Consider the following 16130-nt stretch of genomic DNA (forward strand, 5'->3'; position numbering starts at 1 on the left):
CCTATCGATAAGTAGAAGCCATACCTTACAAGTTAGAGTTAACTCTAAGTCAACGGACTTTATTGGCTTCATACAAACTAATTTTGTTTTCTAACGCCAGTAAATGATTTTGCTGAAGTTCAATGTGAGCCTGTAACTGGTCTTTGTGACACTCAAGTAGTTGTTGGCGGTCTAACACAGTACCTGGCCCTAATGATCGCAATTGGGCATATTGCTGAATTTTGGTTAAAGCCATCCCCGTGTCTTTAAGGCGTTTGACAAAATTAATCCATTCTAAGTCTTTGGCTGTGTAGACTCGATGGCCACTGCTATTTCGTTGAATGTTGTTGAGTAAACCGACTTTTTCATAATAACGCAGCGTATATGAAGATAATCCGGCTAACGTCGAAAATGCTTTCATATTCATCACTTTACTCCTGAGTTAATGGTTTTTTCTGTTAAACCTTTATAATACAATCAGTTATTAACGATACCCTCATGTGTTATAGATGTAAAACAAAGCTATCAAGTAAAAGTTGTTGAGCATTATCAACAAACTTATGTCATCTATCTCGAGTTAATAGCATAGGCACTTTAATCATTTATTTCGATAGTCATTTATTGTGATTCAAACGGGTGATTTGGCATTCTGACTAATAGGTACATTAGCTTTAATACATTTAAAGTATCGTTTATCGATAATTTATTGCTGATAAAAGGTTTGTGTGTTAACTTCAGTTTAACATTAACCAGCTTAGAATGATCATGGATAGAATTGTCTCGTTAAGTAAATGGATTAAATTGCTGATTGTATTTTTAGCTTTATTACAAGTCACTAGTTATAGCGGCACTATGGTGTTCGGAGAATTCCAAGTGGGTGAATATGTGTTAACCATTGATTGGTGGGGTTGGTTTAGCAGCTATCTAGCCGTCGACTTTGGTACACCTTGGCAAGCACTCGCTCAAAGCCTTTATGATGCGGGATTTCATCCTGGGATCATTCTGGGCAGTGTTGAAATTCTACCTTACCTGTTTATTTACTATTTTCTCTACCAACTTTTTGGCCTGTATCAGCAAGGTCATGTGTTTACTCCACGTAACTTCCGCTGCTTGAGCCGTATTGCCTTAGTATTTTTAGTCTGGATTTTACTCAGCCTTTTCTACCCGATGATCATCGCATTTACATTGCACTTTAGTGGTACATCTAGTGCGGTACCTGTTTATTTTAGCCTTGGCAGTCAAGAATTAAAGTATGCACTTTTCGGAATGATTTTTTACTGTGTGGCATGGGTAATGAAGCATGCAACTGAGCTTCAAGAAGAGGCGGAGTTGACAATTTAATGGCCATAATTATTGAGCTGGATGTGATGTTGGCAAGGCGAAAAATGAAGTCCACTGAACTAGCTGAATTGATAGGTATAACCCCTCAAAATTTGTCGGTGCTTAGAAGTGGCCGCGCAAAAGCGATTCGATTTTCGACACTAGACGCTATTTGCCAGCATTTACAATGCTCGCCAGGTGACATTTTAGTCCACAAGGACGATGAATAAATTAAGGACAATAATATGCAAAATTTGCTTAAAAAAATAACCACAGTAGCAATGTTAGGCACCACAATGCTGGTTACTTCAGGGTGTACTATGCGCCTAAGTGAAAGCACCTTTATTGCCAGCGATGAAGTCCCCACAGCCTTTACCGCTGAGTTTACTCAACAATTACAGCAGGCGATGCCTAATCATTTGATTACCCCAGTCAGCTTAGAGTCAATTGATCACGTTAAGTTAAATGGTTTTTATATCGATAACCCCAATAGCCTTACAACCTTGGTCTTTTATCAAGGCAACGGCATGAAAATCGAACCACATGGCCTGTCGGTACTGACCACATTATCAACGCTCAATACCGATATTTTAGTAATGGATCGTCGTGGATTAGGGGCAAGTGAGGGTCAACCAAGCATTAACAATATTATTGCAGATGCACAGCAACAACTGGATTATTTACATCAGCAATATCAGCCTGAAAAAGTGATATTGCACGGTTACTCACTAGGCAGTTTTATTGCCGCTGATTTAGCAAAAAATAATAAAATAGATGCGCTGGTTTTACACGGTTCAGCAACTAATGCCGACGACTGGGTTGATGAAAAAACACCGTGGTATATGGCACCTTTTATGACTTTGGAAATGTCAGAAGATTTTCGTAAAACAGATAATAAGCAAGTGGTAGCGCAATATTATCAAGGGCCATTATTGGTGATTGCGGCAGAAGATGATGAAGAAGTCCCGCCTGAACTGTCTGAAAAACTGTTTGTAGCTAGTCAGTCAGCCAATAAGCAGTTAATTATGGTGCCCAACGTTGGCCATCAAGGCATGTTAGACGATGCCAGTACCATGAGTCAGTATCAAACGTTTATTACTGCATTGTGATTTAGTTTGTCTCCAAGTTAATTTCACATGGATGTGAACAGATTTATTAAGCCACAATAGTTGCTATTGACCTAAAGGCGGCTGCCATAACTCGACTTTATTACCTTCAGGATCGATGACCCACGCAAACTTGCCGTATTCAGATTCATCTATTTTATCGAGGACATTACAGCCTTCTGCTTTGAGGGCTGCGACGACAGCGTGAAGGTCTTCAACGCGATAGTTGATCATAAATGGGGCTTGGCTTGGGGAAAATTGGTCGCTTTTCTCTGAACTCACCGCCCAGATAGTGGTTCCACCTACGGGCTTGTTATTTGAGTCGCTCCAAGAAAAAGCCGCGCCGCCCCATTCTTGAACATCAATGCCGAGATGACGCTTATACCAAGCCTGCAATGCAGGTGCATCTTTTGCTTTAAAAAATATGCCGCCGATACCTGTGACGCGTTTCATGTGAACCTCCATATATCATGTTTAAAACCATGTTCTGCTATAGGGCTAGCGTCCTAATATTGGTTGCTGAGTAATATGTTAACGTTACAAATATGCTTTTTTTAAAGTGTTACAACCAATTTTTTATGTGGGTTGGAATGAGTCTATGAGCTGCTAATTTGCATAAAATATTCGTGCTGATCTTCACCGGTAATTTCAAACCCTAACCTTTTGTATAGTTGCAACGCAGGGTTCTGTTTTAATACAGTTAACTCAATCAATTTTGGCTTCGAGTCTGTGATAATTTGTTGTAATATTTTTTGACCAAATCCTTGCCTTTGAAACAATGGATGGATTTGGATCTGCATGATTTCGACTGTAGCTTCACTGACTCGATATTTTAACGTCCCGATTAACTCGTTGGCGTACATGACCAGATAAGAGCATTCATAAGCATCGTTTAATCTATATTCATGTTGCGCATCAGACAAGAACTGCCCAGACTTTTCTAAATGCTCAACCATGGTTAATTTACGTAAATCGAGTAGGTAGGTTTTGTCTTTTTCGGTGGCGGGAATAAATTCACATCTCATTTATACCTCGTTGCGCATCGGTTATGACGTTTGACTTGTAATATGACATTACTATAAGCCAAATAGAACTTATTCTATATTTAAGATATTTTTTTATAACTTATTAGATGTAAAAAAAGAGGCGCCATTTAATAATGCGCCTCTTATTTTTATCTGATAGTGCGTCACTCTTGTGACAGCCTATTAATGACTTTATTAATTACGCCAGCTTTAAATCATACTGGTTACGGTACATCACCATGTCTTCGATGGTGAGTACAGGCATGTTGTGCTTAAGGCCAAAGGCGATAATTTCTGGTGTTTTGGCCATGCTGCCATCTTCGTTGGCCAGTTCGCATAATACGCCAGCTGGCATTAAGCCTGCCATTTGCATTAAGTCGACAGTGCCTTCGGTATGACCGCGACGAGACATCACTCCGCCAGCGCGAGCACGTAATGGGAATACGTGTCCAGGATGAGCCAAGTCAGATGCTTTGGCATCGCGGTTTGCGGCAGTTTTAATGGTGGTCACGCGATCTTGAGCGGAAACGCCAGTGGTAACACCATGCTTTGCTTCAATGGAGATGGTAAACGCAGTTTGATTGGCGCTGTTGTTATTAATAACCATTGGCGGCAATTGTAACTTGTTGGCGTGTTCGTCAGTTAAGCATAAACACACAATGCCGCTGCATTCGCGGATCATTAATGCCATTTGGGCTGTGGTTAAATGCTCGACAGAATAAATAATGTCGCCTTCATTTTCACGATCTTCATCGTCTAGCAATAATACGCCTCGGCCTTCTCTTAGCGCGGCTAGTGCGAGTTCTACTCGGGTGATTGGATCGCCAAATTCGGCAAGTAGTGATAACTGATTCATGGTTGTACTCCTAAAATGACCAGAATCAGGGCTTGTAAAGAGGGATATAAATCCAAAACAAATTGCATCAACAAGCCGGGGCTAATTGATGTATCTCTATTCTCTCTCATCCGGACTGTAACCGTCGGCTCTGGACTGTTAGACATTACTCATGAGTAAATACCTAAGTCACCAGATCTGCTGACCTCGACGAATCGAGCGCTCGCGGGCTCACTTTTTCAAGTTTACCGCCGGTGGGGAATTGCGCCCCGCCCTGAGAATTATAAACAATGTGTTTGCGCTGATTTGGCTGTAATCGACTCAACGACTAAGGCGTTATTGTTAGTAAGTTAGGTGAAACTCAGTTAACTCACTGTCAATTTAATCAAAACGCCTCGCTATGTTAATCAGTTAAGCCACAGATGAAAAGGGGGATAAGTCTCAAAAAGAGTAACAAATAAAGTGTAATGCCAATTTTGTGCTACCAAATACAGCTAAAGCCGCTTGCTCGCTGGTATGACCTTTGTTAGCCTGTCGCGCTTACATTAGGAGTAACCGTGCATGAATCTGTATTTTCGTATTATTTTGTTGTTTTTATGGCGAATAGGTCATTGTAAAAGTATTGGTTTTTTAGGCACTAGCCGAATTGATTATCGTGCTTTACCGTTAGATTGCGATATCAATATGCATTTAACTAACTCGCGTTATCCTGCTTTTATGGATTTAGCGCGCACCTATTTGATTGCCGAAATGGGTTTGATGAAACAGTTTCTAAAAAACAAATGGTTACCGATAGTGAATGCGGCAGAGTTTACTTATATCCGCGATATTAAGCCGTTTGAAAAGTTTACCATTGAAACTAAAATCGTTGGTTGGGACGAAAAATACTTTTATATTGAGCATCGTATGGTTACCGCCCGTGGTTTACATTGCATTGCGCATGTTCGTGGTGTGTTTGTATGTCGAGGTAAACAAGTGCCTATTGAAACCTTAATTGCTGCTGCCGGTTACACAGGTGACACACCTGAAATGCCTGCTGAAGTGGTTAAATGGAAACAGTTTTTACAACTTAAAAAAGAACGTAATATATAGCGTTAGTTGTTTTTGGTATCAATGTTAATGTTTAAAGATCAACAAGCCTTTATCTGCCGTATTGGCAGATTATTGCTTGGGTTAAAGGAGCTACGCGGTGGCATTAGAAAAGTTCAGTGATATTTGGGCGCGAGCATGTGAGCGTAAAGGCGGGCCAGCGGCAGTTAAGTCATTGCTGCCTGGCACTCTCGATGCCGATGAAATCGGCGAATATACTGATGCGCAGTTATTGTCTGTTATGAGTAAACGCGTGTTTCAAAGTGGCTTTGTGTGGCGAGTGGTTGATAACAAATGGCCTGCGTATGAAAAAGCCTTTTTTGACTTTGAACCAATGAAGGTGCTGATGCTGTCACCCGATCAAATTCAACAGCGGGCAACCGACCCAGTGCTTATTCGGCATCAAAAGAAAACCCAGGCGATTGTTGATAACGCTTATATGATCCAGCAGATTAATGCAGAACACGGCAGTTTTGCGGAATTTATTGCTCATTGGCCAAGCGATGACATTACTGGTTTGTGGCAAGTGCTTAAAAAGCGCGGCACCCGTTTAGGTGGCAATACTGGGCCTTATTTTTTACGTGCAATAGGTAAAGATACCTTTTTATTAAGCCAAGATGTGCAGTCATATTTAACTGCTCATAACGTCGTTGATGCTGGCTTTACATCGCAAACCGCTTTACGCCAAACCCAAGCTGCATTCAATCATTGGCAACAAGAATCTGGCATGAGTTTAGCGCATATCAGCCGTATTATTTCATTCGGTGTGGGTGATAACCGAGTGTAGAGTAGCCAACAATGGACTTATGCCTGATAACGACATAAAAACATGGTAACGATGCTTGCGGCAATGTCATCTTTTTGTTGTTCGTTTAATGGCTCTTCGACTTGAAATATTAATGGCCAAAAACATTGGCCTTTAATCAAGCTTTGCACTTCTGTTTGGGCCAGTTCAACATTTTTCACTGTTAAGCGTCCGTCCAGCGTTGCTGCTTTTATCCAGCGCAAAATAGCCGTTTCTTCTTTAATTACCTTTTGTAATTCTTCTTGCATTTCAGTGGTATAAAACAGATGGCCAATCACCATTCGCGATACTTCAACGTGCTCTTCTGATTGAATATAATCCATATCAAAACGCACCAACTGTTGCAGTTGTTCAGCCAAAGGTTGATGTGAGTCATATACCACAGAGGGTTGAGATAATGCTTGTTGCCATAAATCAGTCATCAAGGTCATCACCAAAGCTTCTTTGGTGGCAAAGTGGTTGTACACTGTTCGCTTAGACACTCCAGCTACTTCGGCTAATTTATCCATACTCGTTGCCGCAACCCCTAATTCTTTAAAGGTTGTTCTAGCTGCTTCAATAATCGCGGCGCGTTTAATCTGGCTGCGTGTTTGCTTTTCTGTGTTCATTGGTTTCATCTAATCAATCTTATTGTAATATTTTACACTGAGTAGTTTACTTTTCAACAAGGGATTATTAAACTACACCGTGTAGTTTACTTTTGGAAGCGATAGATGAAAATATTAATGAGTCTTTTAGTCGCGCTTGGTGCATTGATTGTGATTATTTTGATCAATAAATATTGGACTGAATCGCGTGGAAATAAGACACAAATCTTCAGCAATACCGAGAAAGTCTATCAAGCGGGTATTAGCAGCTTATGGCCAATTGCCAAAGCCTATTGGTCGACAAAGCGTCAAGCGCCCATTCCCCAAGGTGTGATCCCATTAGAAGCATTAACCCCAGAGATATTGGCTCAATCGACACAAGATACCGTTTATCGTTTAGGTCATTCGACGTTATTGATGCGTCTTGATGGCGAATATTTATTGATTGATCCGGTATTTAGCGAGCGAGCATCACCGGTGCAGTGGGCAGGACCGAAACGTTTTCATCAATCGCCAATCAGTATTGCTGATTTACCGGCAATAAAGGCGGTGATTATTAGCCATGATCATTACGATCACCTCGATAGCGCTGCCATTGAGCAATTGGCTACCAAGGTGCAACATTTTGTTACCCCACTTAAAGTGGGTAAGTACTTAACGGCTTGGGGCGTTGATCCTATTCAAGTGACCGAACTGGAATGGTGGCAGTCTGTTGAATTAAATGGCTTGAGTATTACCGCGACACCCGCGCAACATTTTTCAGGCCGTGGCTTGCTTGATCGGAACCAAACCTTATGGGCGAGTTGGGTTATTCAAGGTTTACAACATAAGGTGTTTTTTAGCGGAGACAGCGGCTATTTTAATGGATTTAAAGAAATTGGTGAGCGTTATGGGCCATTTGATCTCAGCATGATTGAAACGGGCGCCTATAATGAATTGTGGAGTGATATTCATATGTTGCCAGAGCAAAGCCTACAGGCGCATATTGATGTTAAAGCAAAGGCAATGATGCCAGTACACAATGGCACTTTTGATTTAGCGTTACATGATTGGTTTGAGCCTTTTGAACGTATCAACCTGTTAGCTAAACAGCAAAATGTCACCTTGTTAACGCCAAAATTTGGTCAAGCGGTGATGTTAGCCAATCCGCAAGCTAGCGAGTTGTGGTGGCGTGCCATTATGCTTGAGCCACAAAAAACAGATGAATTAAATAAGGTTGTCATCAACAATAACTAAGTTAATGTATTAACAGTGTACGTAGGCATGGATAGTTAATCCATAAATTGACTTTACCAGCATGTTACCAGGTAGTGTATTTAATGACTTAATAGGTAATGTTTGTTTGATTACCTGCGTATCGATTACAGTTTGATAACATATTCAATATATTTAACTGAAACTTATTATTTATTTACAATTTATTCGCATTAGCTTAGTTGTTTGAATTTTATACCTATGCGATAAAGTACACAGAAAATTTAACAGTTTAATTTTAGCTATTTTCAAATGAAATTCCTCAAGACTGAGGTGTCATATTGAAAATAAATTGGAGTAGGAGCACTCATGCACAAAGCATTGAAAGTCGCCGCAGTTATTTCTGCTGCATTATGGATTACCGCATGTGGTCAAGGGGATGAAAATGCCCAGTCACAGCAACCGCGACCACCTACACCCGTTGGCGTGATGACAGTTGAAGCAATTTCGCAAGCGATTAAGGTTGAATTACCGGGTCGAAGCCGTGCCTTTTTAGAAGCTGAAGTGCGTCCACAAGTGTCAGGTATTATCACTAAGCGTGCTTTTACCGAAGGCACCGAAGTTAAACAAGGTCAATCTCTGTATCAAATTGATGCAGCCACTTATAAAGCGGCATTAGTGAGTGCAGAAGCCGATCTTGCTAGCGCAAATGCGGGTTTAGCCTCAGCAAAAGCCAAAGCGGCGCGTTATGCCAAATTAGTCAAAACCAATGCAGTCAGTAAGCAAGATTTTGACGAGACGGAAGCGTTATTTAAAGAAGCACAAGCTTCAGTAGCGGTAGCGAAAGCCGCTATTAATACCGCGACCATCAACACCGAATATACTGAAGTTAAAGCACCGATCTCTGGTCGTATTGGTAAGTCATCTGTTACTGCTGGCGCGTTAGTGACCGCTAATCAAAGTAATACCTTAGCGACAATTCAACAGCTTGATCCGATTAACATCGACATCGTTCAGTCAAGTGCACAATTATTGCGTTTAAAAGCCAATTTACGTTCAGGCCAGTTATTGAAAAGTGACAATGCTAAAGTGACCTTAATTCTTGAAGACGGCAGAACATACGATCAACAAGGTATATTACAATTTGCTGAAGTGAATGTAGACGAAACTACCGGTTCAGTGACGTTACGTGCCGAGTTCCCTAACCCTGACGGTACCTTGTTACCCGGTATGTATGTGCGTGCGCTATTAAATGCTGGCCAAGACCCACAAGCTATTTTAGTGCCTCAACGTGCTATTACCCGTAATTCCAAAGGCCAAGCGGTTGCAATGATAGTAAACCAAGACAGTAATGTTGAAATGCGCGTGGTACAAACCGCTGAAGTGATTGGTCATCAATGGCGTATTGTCGATGGTTTGTCTGTTGGCGATAAGTTAATTGTCGAAGGATTACAAAAAATCCGCCCTGGTGCACCGGTTTCTGCACAGGTGTTAACGGCTGACCAACCACAAAAGTAGGGAATCATTATGGCTCGTTTTTTTATTGATCGCCCTATTTTTGCGTGGGTGATTGCACTATTAATTATGCTTGCAGGTGTGTTAGCCATTAGAGGCTTACCCATTGCGCAGTATCCAAGTATTGCACCGCCAACCGTAGTGATCAGTGCTTTCTATCCTGGTGCGTCTGCCAAAACCATGGAAGACACAGTCACTCAGGTGATTGAGCAGCGCATGACTGGGCTTGATCACTTACGCTATATTTCTTCAACCAGTGACAGTTTTGGTAATGCGAAGATTACCCTAACGTTTAATGCAGAGGCTGATCCAGATATTGCTCAAGTACAAGTTCAGAATAAGCTGCAAGCGGCTACGCCATTGTTGCCTACTGAAGTTCAACAGCAAGGTGTACAAGTTAACAAGTCCAGTTCTGGATTTTTAATGGTACTTGGTTTTGTGTCTTCTGACGGTTCGATGGGCAAAAGCGATATTTCTGATTATGTTGCTGCCAACGTTCAAGACCCAATGAGCCGTGTACCTGGTGTGGGTGAACTCACGCTTTTTGGTGCGCAGTATGCGATGCGTATTTGGTTAGACCCGTTTAAGTTAACTCAATACAAATTAACCAGTATTGATATTATTGCGGCAATACGTGAGCAAAATGCCCAGATATCAGCAGGACAATTAGGTGGTGCCCCCTCGGTTGCAGGTCAAGAACTTAACGCGACCGTATCAGCACAGAGCCGCTTACAAACCCCTGAGCAATTTAAGCAAATCATTGTTAAATCTGACTCATCAGGTGCCAATGTTTATTTAGGCGATGTCGCCAGAGTTGAGTTAGGTGCAGAAAGCTACGCAGTAGACTCATATTACAACGGTAAACCAGCGTCGGGCCTTGCATTCAAGCTGGCTACAGGCGCGAATGCGTTAGACACGGCAGAAGGCATTAAAGCCAAAGTTAATGAGATGAAAGAGTTTTTTCCTCAGGGACTTGAAGTCGTTTATCCCTATGATACAACGCCATTCGTAGAGCAATCGATAGAAGGTGTTGTGCACACATTGATAGAAGCCATTGTGTTGGTATTCTTGATTATGTATCTGTTCTTACAAAATTTTAGAGCAACGCTTATTCCTACCATCGCTGTACCAGTAGTATTGCTAGGTACGTTTGCGGTGCTATCAGCAGCAGGTTTCACCATCAACACCTTAACCATGTTTGCCATGGTGTTGGCCATTGGTTTGCTGGTGGACGATGCGATTGTGGTGGTGGAAAACGTCGAACGCGTGATGTCGGAAGAAGGCTTAAGTCCGCTGGAAGCCACCCGTAAATCGATGGATCAAATTACCAGTGCGTTAGTGGGTATTGGTTTGACCCTGTCAGCTGTATTTGTACCAATGGCATTTATGTCTGGGTCGACAGGGGTTATTTATCGTCAGTTCTCGATCACCATTGTATCGGCTATGGCCTTGTCGGTGTTTGTGGCAATTGTACTAACGCCTGCGTTATGTGCCACCATGCTAAAGCCTGTTAAAAAAGGCCATACTCATGCAGATACCGGTTTCTTCGGTTGGTTTAACCGTAAGTTTGATGCCATGACATCACGTTATGAATCAAGTGTTGGCAGTATTTTAAAGCGTTCATTCCGTGTCATGTTGATCTACGTTGGTTTGGTTATTGCAGTGGCCTGGATTTTCTTACGCATGCCAACTGCATTTTTACCCGATGAAGACCAAGGTATCTTGTTTACCCAAGCTATTTTGCCAACCAACTCAACCCAAGAAAGCACGGTTAAGGTCTTAAAAGAGGTATCCGACTATTACCTTACCGAAGAGAAAGAACTCGTAAATTCAGTGTTTACTGTGGCGGGCTTTAGTTTTGCGGGTTCTGGTCAAAACATGGGTATTGCGTTTGTGAGCCTAAAAGATTGGTCCACACGTGAAGCGCCGGGTGAAGATGTTAAGTCGTTAGCGGGTCGAGCTATGGGTCGCTTTATGCAAATTAAAGAAGCCTTAGTGTTTGCCTTTGTGCCGCCATCAGTGATTGAACTTGGTACCGCAAATGGTTTTGACGTTTACTTAAAAGACTTAAACGGTCAAGGACATGCCAAGTTAATTGAGGCGCGTAATCAATTATTGGGCATGGCTGCGCAAAACGCTAATCTTGTAGGGGTTCGTCCAAATGGCCAAGAAGATGCGCCTATCTATAAAATTAATGTTAATCACGCCAAATTACGTGCTTTAGACATTGATATTAATAGTGTGAACAGTGTTTTGGGTACCGCGTGGGGTGGGTCGTATGTGAATGACTTTATCGACCGTGGCCGAGTTAAGAAAGTTTATGTTCAGGGTGAGGCTAAATACCGTATGCAACCTGGCGACTTAGACTCTTGGTATGTGCGTAACAATAATGGTGAAATGGTGCCGTTTTCGGCATTCGCATCAGGTTCCTGGGAGTTTGGTTCACCTCAGTTACAACGTTTTAACGGTGTGCCTGCGGTTAACATTCAGGGCGCTACAGTCCCGGGCTACAGTACCGGTGCGGCGATGGATGCACTTGAAAAAATGGCTGAGAAGCTTCCACCTGGCTATGGCTTAGAGTGGAATGGTTTGTCGTACGAAGAGCGTTTGTCGGGTAACCAAGCGCCTAGCTTATATGCGTTATCTATTTTAATCGTATTTTTAGTGTTAGCGGCATTGTATGAAAGCTGGTCGGTACCATTATCGGTCATTTTAGTTGTTCCACTCGGGATTATTGGTGCCTTACTGGCAATGAGTGCTCGTGGTCTGCCTAATGACGTATTTTTCCAAGTAGGCTTGCTAACCACGGTGGGCTTGGCGACTAAAAATGCCATTCTAATTGTCGAGTTTGCTAAGGAATACTACGAGAAAGGCTCAGGCTTAATTGAGGCAACCTTGCATGCTGTTAGAGTACGTTTACGCCCAATTCTAATGACCTCTTTAGCATTTGGTCTAGGTGTTGTGCCATTAGCGATTAGCTCAGGAGTAGGCTCTGGTAGCCAAAATGCCATCGGTACTGCGGTATTGGGCGGTATGATGACCTCCACCTTCTTAGGTATCTTCTTTGTGCCGTTATTCTTTGTGGTGGTTGAGCGCATTTTCAGTAAGCGTGAAAAACCGACTGAAGAGGAAAATGAAAAAGTTGATAATGATAGAAAAGATATTTAATTTTTTACATTATTGATTGTTAAAAGCCCAGTTTTGCTGGGCTTTTTTGTGACTATTGTTTATCTATAGATGCAGCTGCTAATAAATAGCCTTAATGGTGTTAAGTCAGCATTATTAAACGATATTTTGATTATTTTAGCAGGGGAAACTGTAAATGTGTTTAAAAAACACTCTTGTGCGAATGGTTTTAGGTAGTTGATAAAACTAAAGATTAAAATTTTAACTGTACAGTATTCAACCGTGTTAGTACTATTTTTTTGTGTTATAGTTAAGATCTGAATCAAAACAGTTTATTAACATCTATTGGTGTTTGGCTTACTCTTTTGTGGTTTATTTTTAGTAAAGGTATCGCCAATAAAGATGAACTTTTGATTAAATAATGATTATGATAGTGAATAACAATAATAAAGGATGTCACCATGCAGGCGCTGTTTATAAGCCTCACTTTAGCCGCTATTCTGGCTTATCTTTGGTATGCCAGTTTACTTAAAAAACGCACTTCAGCCATTGAAGCGCTGAAAGTGATCGACTCAAAAATTGATAAAAGACTGACATTGTTTACCGAGCTATGTCAGGAAAAACCATCTTATCCACGCCCTTTAACAGATGACCAACAAGCCCAGTTGGAGCAACTAAAACTGTTACAGCCCGAACATGATTGGGAACAACCGATTGAAGAGTCAAATATGGCTGGTGGCTCTTTGTCGGTATCGATAGCCGCTTGGCAGCAGATTGATCAAGGTTTAGAAGCGCTATTAGCTACAGTGAATAAAGACAAACTGAGTGCGGATCAGCTCGCTGAATATATACAGCTAGAGCTCGACTTTGTGCACGCAGAAGACTTTTACCGTAAAGCCGTAGATGAGTTAAACAGTGGGGTTAAAATTTTCCCAGGTTCGGCGGTGGCAAAATTCGCCCGTATCGCGCCGATGCCTATATTCGATCAAGTGCAGGAATAGTCACATGACATGGCGTAATCGGCAGACGCTATTGGGTATCGCTACCTTGTTGGCTTGTATTTGTGTCCCTATACAAGCCAAGCAAGTGGTTTATCCTGCCGTGGAAGACGTTGAAAAGCCGCAAATCAAAGCTAAGTATATTCCTCAGCAAGCCGCAGCAAAAAAGCAGTTATCGTTACAGCAATCTCAAACTACCACAGCTGAAAATCACCCCGCGCCGACTATAGAAACATATAACGTGTTGAGTCGCCGCAACACTAAGCCTGTCGATGAGCAATCAATTAATGATCAGCTGTCGTTGAATGCAGGCTATGTAGGAAACAAACAGAAACCGCGTACCTTAACCAATAATTATGCGTTAACGAAAGCGGGCACAGTATCGAGTAAGCCTCGTGTTAAAGCCAGTTACTCCGAAAATGGTATTGTCAGTGATTTAGGCGTTGAAAAGCGTAAAGTGTTTCAATACAAACAAACCAATGGGGTAATGGTATTTAGCGACCAACAACCGCTGGATGCAGACTATCAAGTGTTATTGTATGAATGTTTTGCATGCCGGGTCGATTCGGTTATCGATTGGTATAAGATCCCATTATTTCCCTCACATTTCGCCGCCGACGTCGCTTTAGCCGCGCGGCAGTATCAGCTTGATCCTGCACTTATTCGAGCAGTGATCCATGCAGAATCAGCGTTTAAAATTGGCGCATTATCCAAAGCAGGTGCCAAAGGCCTAATGCAATTAATGCCAGGTACTGCTAGCGATATGGACGTCGATGATCCTTTCAATGCTCAACAGAATATTCGTGGTGGCAGTCGTTATCTTGCGCAGCTATTAAGCCAATTTAACGGCGACATTGACCTTGCGTGTGCGGCATACAATGCCGGCCCAACGACGGTGATGCAATACCGCGGTATACCGCCCTATCCTGAAACACAAGCTTATGTGAAGCGCGTAAAAATATTATTAAAACGCTACCAAAAAGCATTAGCCAGTTAATTTAAGGTATTTATTAATGAACCATGTAATTCATAAAGTACAACCTAAGCGGGTCAAACTCAGTCGTAACAACGGTTATTGTTTAGCGGGTATGGCCGGGTTGCTGATATTGGGTGCTGTAACCGTGCCAGCATTTGCTGCCGACAAATCAACGTTTGTTGCCCCATCACAAGAAGATGTGCGTTTATACGACATTGCTACCGCACCACAAGCTAAGCGGATTGAACAAGATATTCGTACCTTAGTTGGCTTCGGGACCCGTCATACCTTGTCGGATACCCAATCTGATACCCAAGGTATTGGTGCCGCTAGGCGCTGGATTGAAGCTGAGTTTAATCGTATATCCAAAGAATGTGGTGGCTGTTTAGAAGTGGTAACGGTTAGTGACACTGTTCAAGGTAAACGAATCGAAAATCCAACTGAAGTGGTTAACGTTATCGCGATTCAGCGTGGTAAAACGGATCCTAAGCGTGTGGTGATGATGAGTGGCGACATTGACTCTCGCGTTAGTGATGTGTTGGATGCTACCTCAATTTCTCCTGGTGCTAACGACAATGCATCGGGTGTGGCTGGGGCGCTAGAAGCTGCACGAGTATTATCAAAATATCAATTTAACGGCACTATCGTTTATGCTGCATTGTCGGGCGAAGAGCAAGGTTTGTATGGCGGCAATATTTTAGCTGACTATGCCAAAACGCAAAATTGGCAGGTTCAAGCAGTATTAAATAATGACATGATTGGCAATATATCTGGCATTAATGGCGTGTTGAATAACAGCAGTGTACGGGTGTTTTCTGAAGGCGTACGTTTTGCCGAAACCGCAGATGAAGCCAAAGAACGCTATTTTAGTGGCGGCGAAAATGATTCTGCTTCACGCAATTTAGCTCGTAAAATTAAATCGCTAGCCGACCAGTACATGACTAATTTAGAGGTGATGTTGGTGTATCGACTCGACCGTTTTGGTCGTGGTGGGCATCATTTACCGTTTAATCAGGCTGGTTTGCCTGCCGTGCGGATTATGGAAACCAACGAGAACTATAATCGTCAGCATCAAGATATACGGGTAGAAAATGGTATTGCGTATGGTGATGTGATTGAAGGTGTTGATTTTGGATTTACCGCCAAACTGACCGCACTTAATGCGCTAAGTTTAGCGTCACAAGCATGGGCACCCGCGCCACCAACCAAGGTGACCATTGCAGGGCAAGTATCGCCGAGTACCACCTTAAGTTGGGCCAGTAGTGACGACAAAACCGTTGTCGGTTATCGCGTATATTGGCGCTCAACAACGGTAGCGGAATGGACTCATAGCCGCTATGTCGGCAAGGTTAATCAGTTCACGTTAGATAATATGGTTATCGACAATTATTTGTTTGGTGTCGCGAGTGTCGCCGCGAATGGCAATGTTAGCCCGGTGGTGTTTCCGGGTGCAGCAGGTGCATTCTTTAAATAACGCTCTGTAACAGCAATTAAAGATAACCAACAAAAATGCCCAAACCGTTGCAGCGGTTTGGGCATTTTGCGGTTTGGGCATTTTTATATAATCAATAATCA

The 16130-nt window shown here is 42.3% G+C and carries 16 protein-coding genes and 1 riboswitch; of the genes, 11 read left to right on the forward strand and 5 right to left on the reverse strand.

What is annotated here, in order from left to right:
• Positions 1-49: 49 nt before the first annotated feature.
• The gene (locus AAEY98_RS06025) at positions 50-406 is read right to left on the reverse strand and encodes a MerR family transcriptional regulator (RefSeq protein ID WP_192116178.1); all 357 of its coding nucleotides are present in this window, start codon (positions 404-406) and stop codon (positions 50-52) included.
• A gap of 338 nt (positions 407-744) precedes the next feature.
• Here AAEY98_RS06025 and AAEY98_RS06030 point away from each other — a divergent pair, with 338 nt between their 5' ends.
• Genes AAEY98_RS06030 through AAEY98_RS06040 form a run of 3 tightly spaced genes read left to right on the forward strand, consistent with a single transcriptional unit; the run spans position 745 to position 2408 of the window.
• Positions 745-1320, forward strand: a complete 576-nt coding sequence (locus tag AAEY98_RS06030) for a DUF2975 domain-containing protein (RefSeq protein WP_351015608.1) — start codon at positions 745-747, stop codon at positions 1318-1320.
• The gene (locus AAEY98_RS06035; RefSeq protein WP_011639279.1) at positions 1320-1529 is read left to right on the forward strand and encodes a helix-turn-helix domain-containing protein; all 210 of its coding nucleotides are present in this window, start codon (positions 1320-1322) and stop codon (positions 1527-1529) included. The genes AAEY98_RS06030 and AAEY98_RS06035 overlap by 1 nt, the downstream gene beginning before the upstream one ends.
• Positions 1530-1544: 15 nt before the next feature.
• Positions 1545-2408, forward strand: coding sequence for an alpha/beta hydrolase (locus AAEY98_RS06040; RefSeq protein ID WP_351015611.1), 864 nt, complete (start codon positions 1545-1547; stop codon positions 2406-2408).
• Between the two features lie 63 nt (positions 2409-2471).
• On the opposite strand, the gene AAEY98_RS06045 is transcribed toward AAEY98_RS06040, so the two are convergent.
• The 3 genes from AAEY98_RS06045 to ribB form a co-directional block, all read right to left on the reverse strand.
• A complete protein-coding gene (locus tag AAEY98_RS06045) occupies positions 2472-2858 on the reverse strand; it encodes a VOC family protein (protein ID WP_351015614.1) in 387 nt (128 codons plus the stop codon).
• A 143-nt stretch (positions 2859-3001) separates the two neighbouring features.
• Positions 3002-3430: a GNAT family N-acetyltransferase gene (locus AAEY98_RS06050; protein ID WP_101088558.1), complete on the reverse strand. Its 429-nt coding sequence runs from the start codon at positions 3428-3430 to the stop codon at positions 3002-3004.
• A gap of 199 nt (positions 3431-3629) precedes the next feature.
• Positions 3630-4286, reverse strand: coding sequence for a 3,4-dihydroxy-2-butanone-4-phosphate synthase (ribB, locus tag AAEY98_RS06055; RefSeq protein ID WP_182744069.1), 657 nt, complete (start codon positions 4284-4286; stop codon positions 3630-3632).
• Between the two features lie 94 nt (positions 4287-4380).
• Positions 4381-4551: riboswitch (FMN riboswitch) on the reverse strand.
• Between the two features lie 275 nt (positions 4552-4826).
• Between ribB and AAEY98_RS06060 the strand changes: the two genes are divergently transcribed.
• Both AAEY98_RS06060 and AAEY98_RS06065 read left to right on the forward strand, forming a co-directional pair.
• Positions 4827-5357 (forward strand): thioesterase family protein, encoded by a 531-nt coding sequence (locus AAEY98_RS06060; protein WP_101088556.1) that lies wholly within the window; start codon positions 4827-4829, stop codon positions 5355-5357.
• 97 nt (positions 5358-5454) lie between these two features.
• Positions 5455-6141 carry a DNA-3-methyladenine glycosylase I gene (locus AAEY98_RS06065; RefSeq protein WP_351015617.1) on the forward strand — a complete coding sequence of 229 codons (687 nt, stop codon included), beginning with the start codon at positions 5455-5457 and terminating at the stop codon, positions 6139-6141.
• 17 nt (positions 6142-6158) lie between these two features.
• On the opposite strand, the gene AAEY98_RS06070 is transcribed toward AAEY98_RS06065, so the two are convergent.
• Positions 6159-6776 (reverse strand): TetR/AcrR family transcriptional regulator, encoded by a 618-nt coding sequence (locus AAEY98_RS06070; RefSeq protein ID WP_192116172.1) that lies wholly within the window; start codon positions 6774-6776, stop codon positions 6159-6161.
• Positions 6777-6872: 96 nt separating this feature from the next.
• Between AAEY98_RS06070 and AAEY98_RS06075 the strand changes: the two genes are divergently transcribed.
• From AAEY98_RS06075 to AAEY98_RS06100, 6 genes are all read left to right on the forward strand, one after another.
• Positions 6873-7982, forward strand: coding sequence for an MBL fold metallo-hydrolase (locus AAEY98_RS06075; protein ID WP_351009199.1), 1110 nt, complete (start codon positions 6873-6875; stop codon positions 7980-7982).
• A gap of 327 nt (positions 7983-8309) precedes the next feature.
• Entirely contained in the window at positions 8310-9458 is a 1149-nt protein-coding gene (locus tag AAEY98_RS06080) for an efflux RND transporter periplasmic adaptor subunit (RefSeq protein ID WP_101088552.1), read from the forward strand.
• Positions 9459-9467: 9 nt separating this feature from the next.
• Positions 9468-12623 carry an efflux RND transporter permease subunit gene (locus AAEY98_RS06085; RefSeq protein WP_101088551.1) on the forward strand — a complete coding sequence of 1052 codons (3156 nt, stop codon included), beginning with the start codon at positions 9468-9470 and terminating at the stop codon, positions 12621-12623.
• A gap of 419 nt (positions 12624-13042) precedes the next feature.
• A complete protein-coding gene (locus AAEY98_RS06090; RefSeq protein WP_162024116.1) occupies positions 13043-13582 on the forward strand; it encodes a hypothetical protein in 540 nt (179 codons plus the stop codon).
• Positions 13583-13880: 298 nt separating this feature from the next.
• Entirely contained in the window at positions 13881-14576 is a 696-nt protein-coding gene (locus tag AAEY98_RS06095; RefSeq protein WP_502959391.1) for a lytic transglycosylase domain-containing protein, read from the forward strand.
• A 91-nt stretch (positions 14577-14667) separates the two neighbouring features.
• Entirely contained in the window at positions 14668-16029 is a 1362-nt protein-coding gene (locus AAEY98_RS06100; protein ID WP_502959636.1) for a M28 family peptidase, read from the forward strand.
• The last annotated feature ends 101 nt before the right edge of the window (positions 16030-16130 follow it).

This window comes from Shewanella sp. AC91-MNA-CIBAN-0169 (genome assembly GCF_040310165.1).
GTDB lineage: Bacteria > Pseudomonadota > Gammaproteobacteria > Enterobacterales > Shewanellaceae > Shewanella.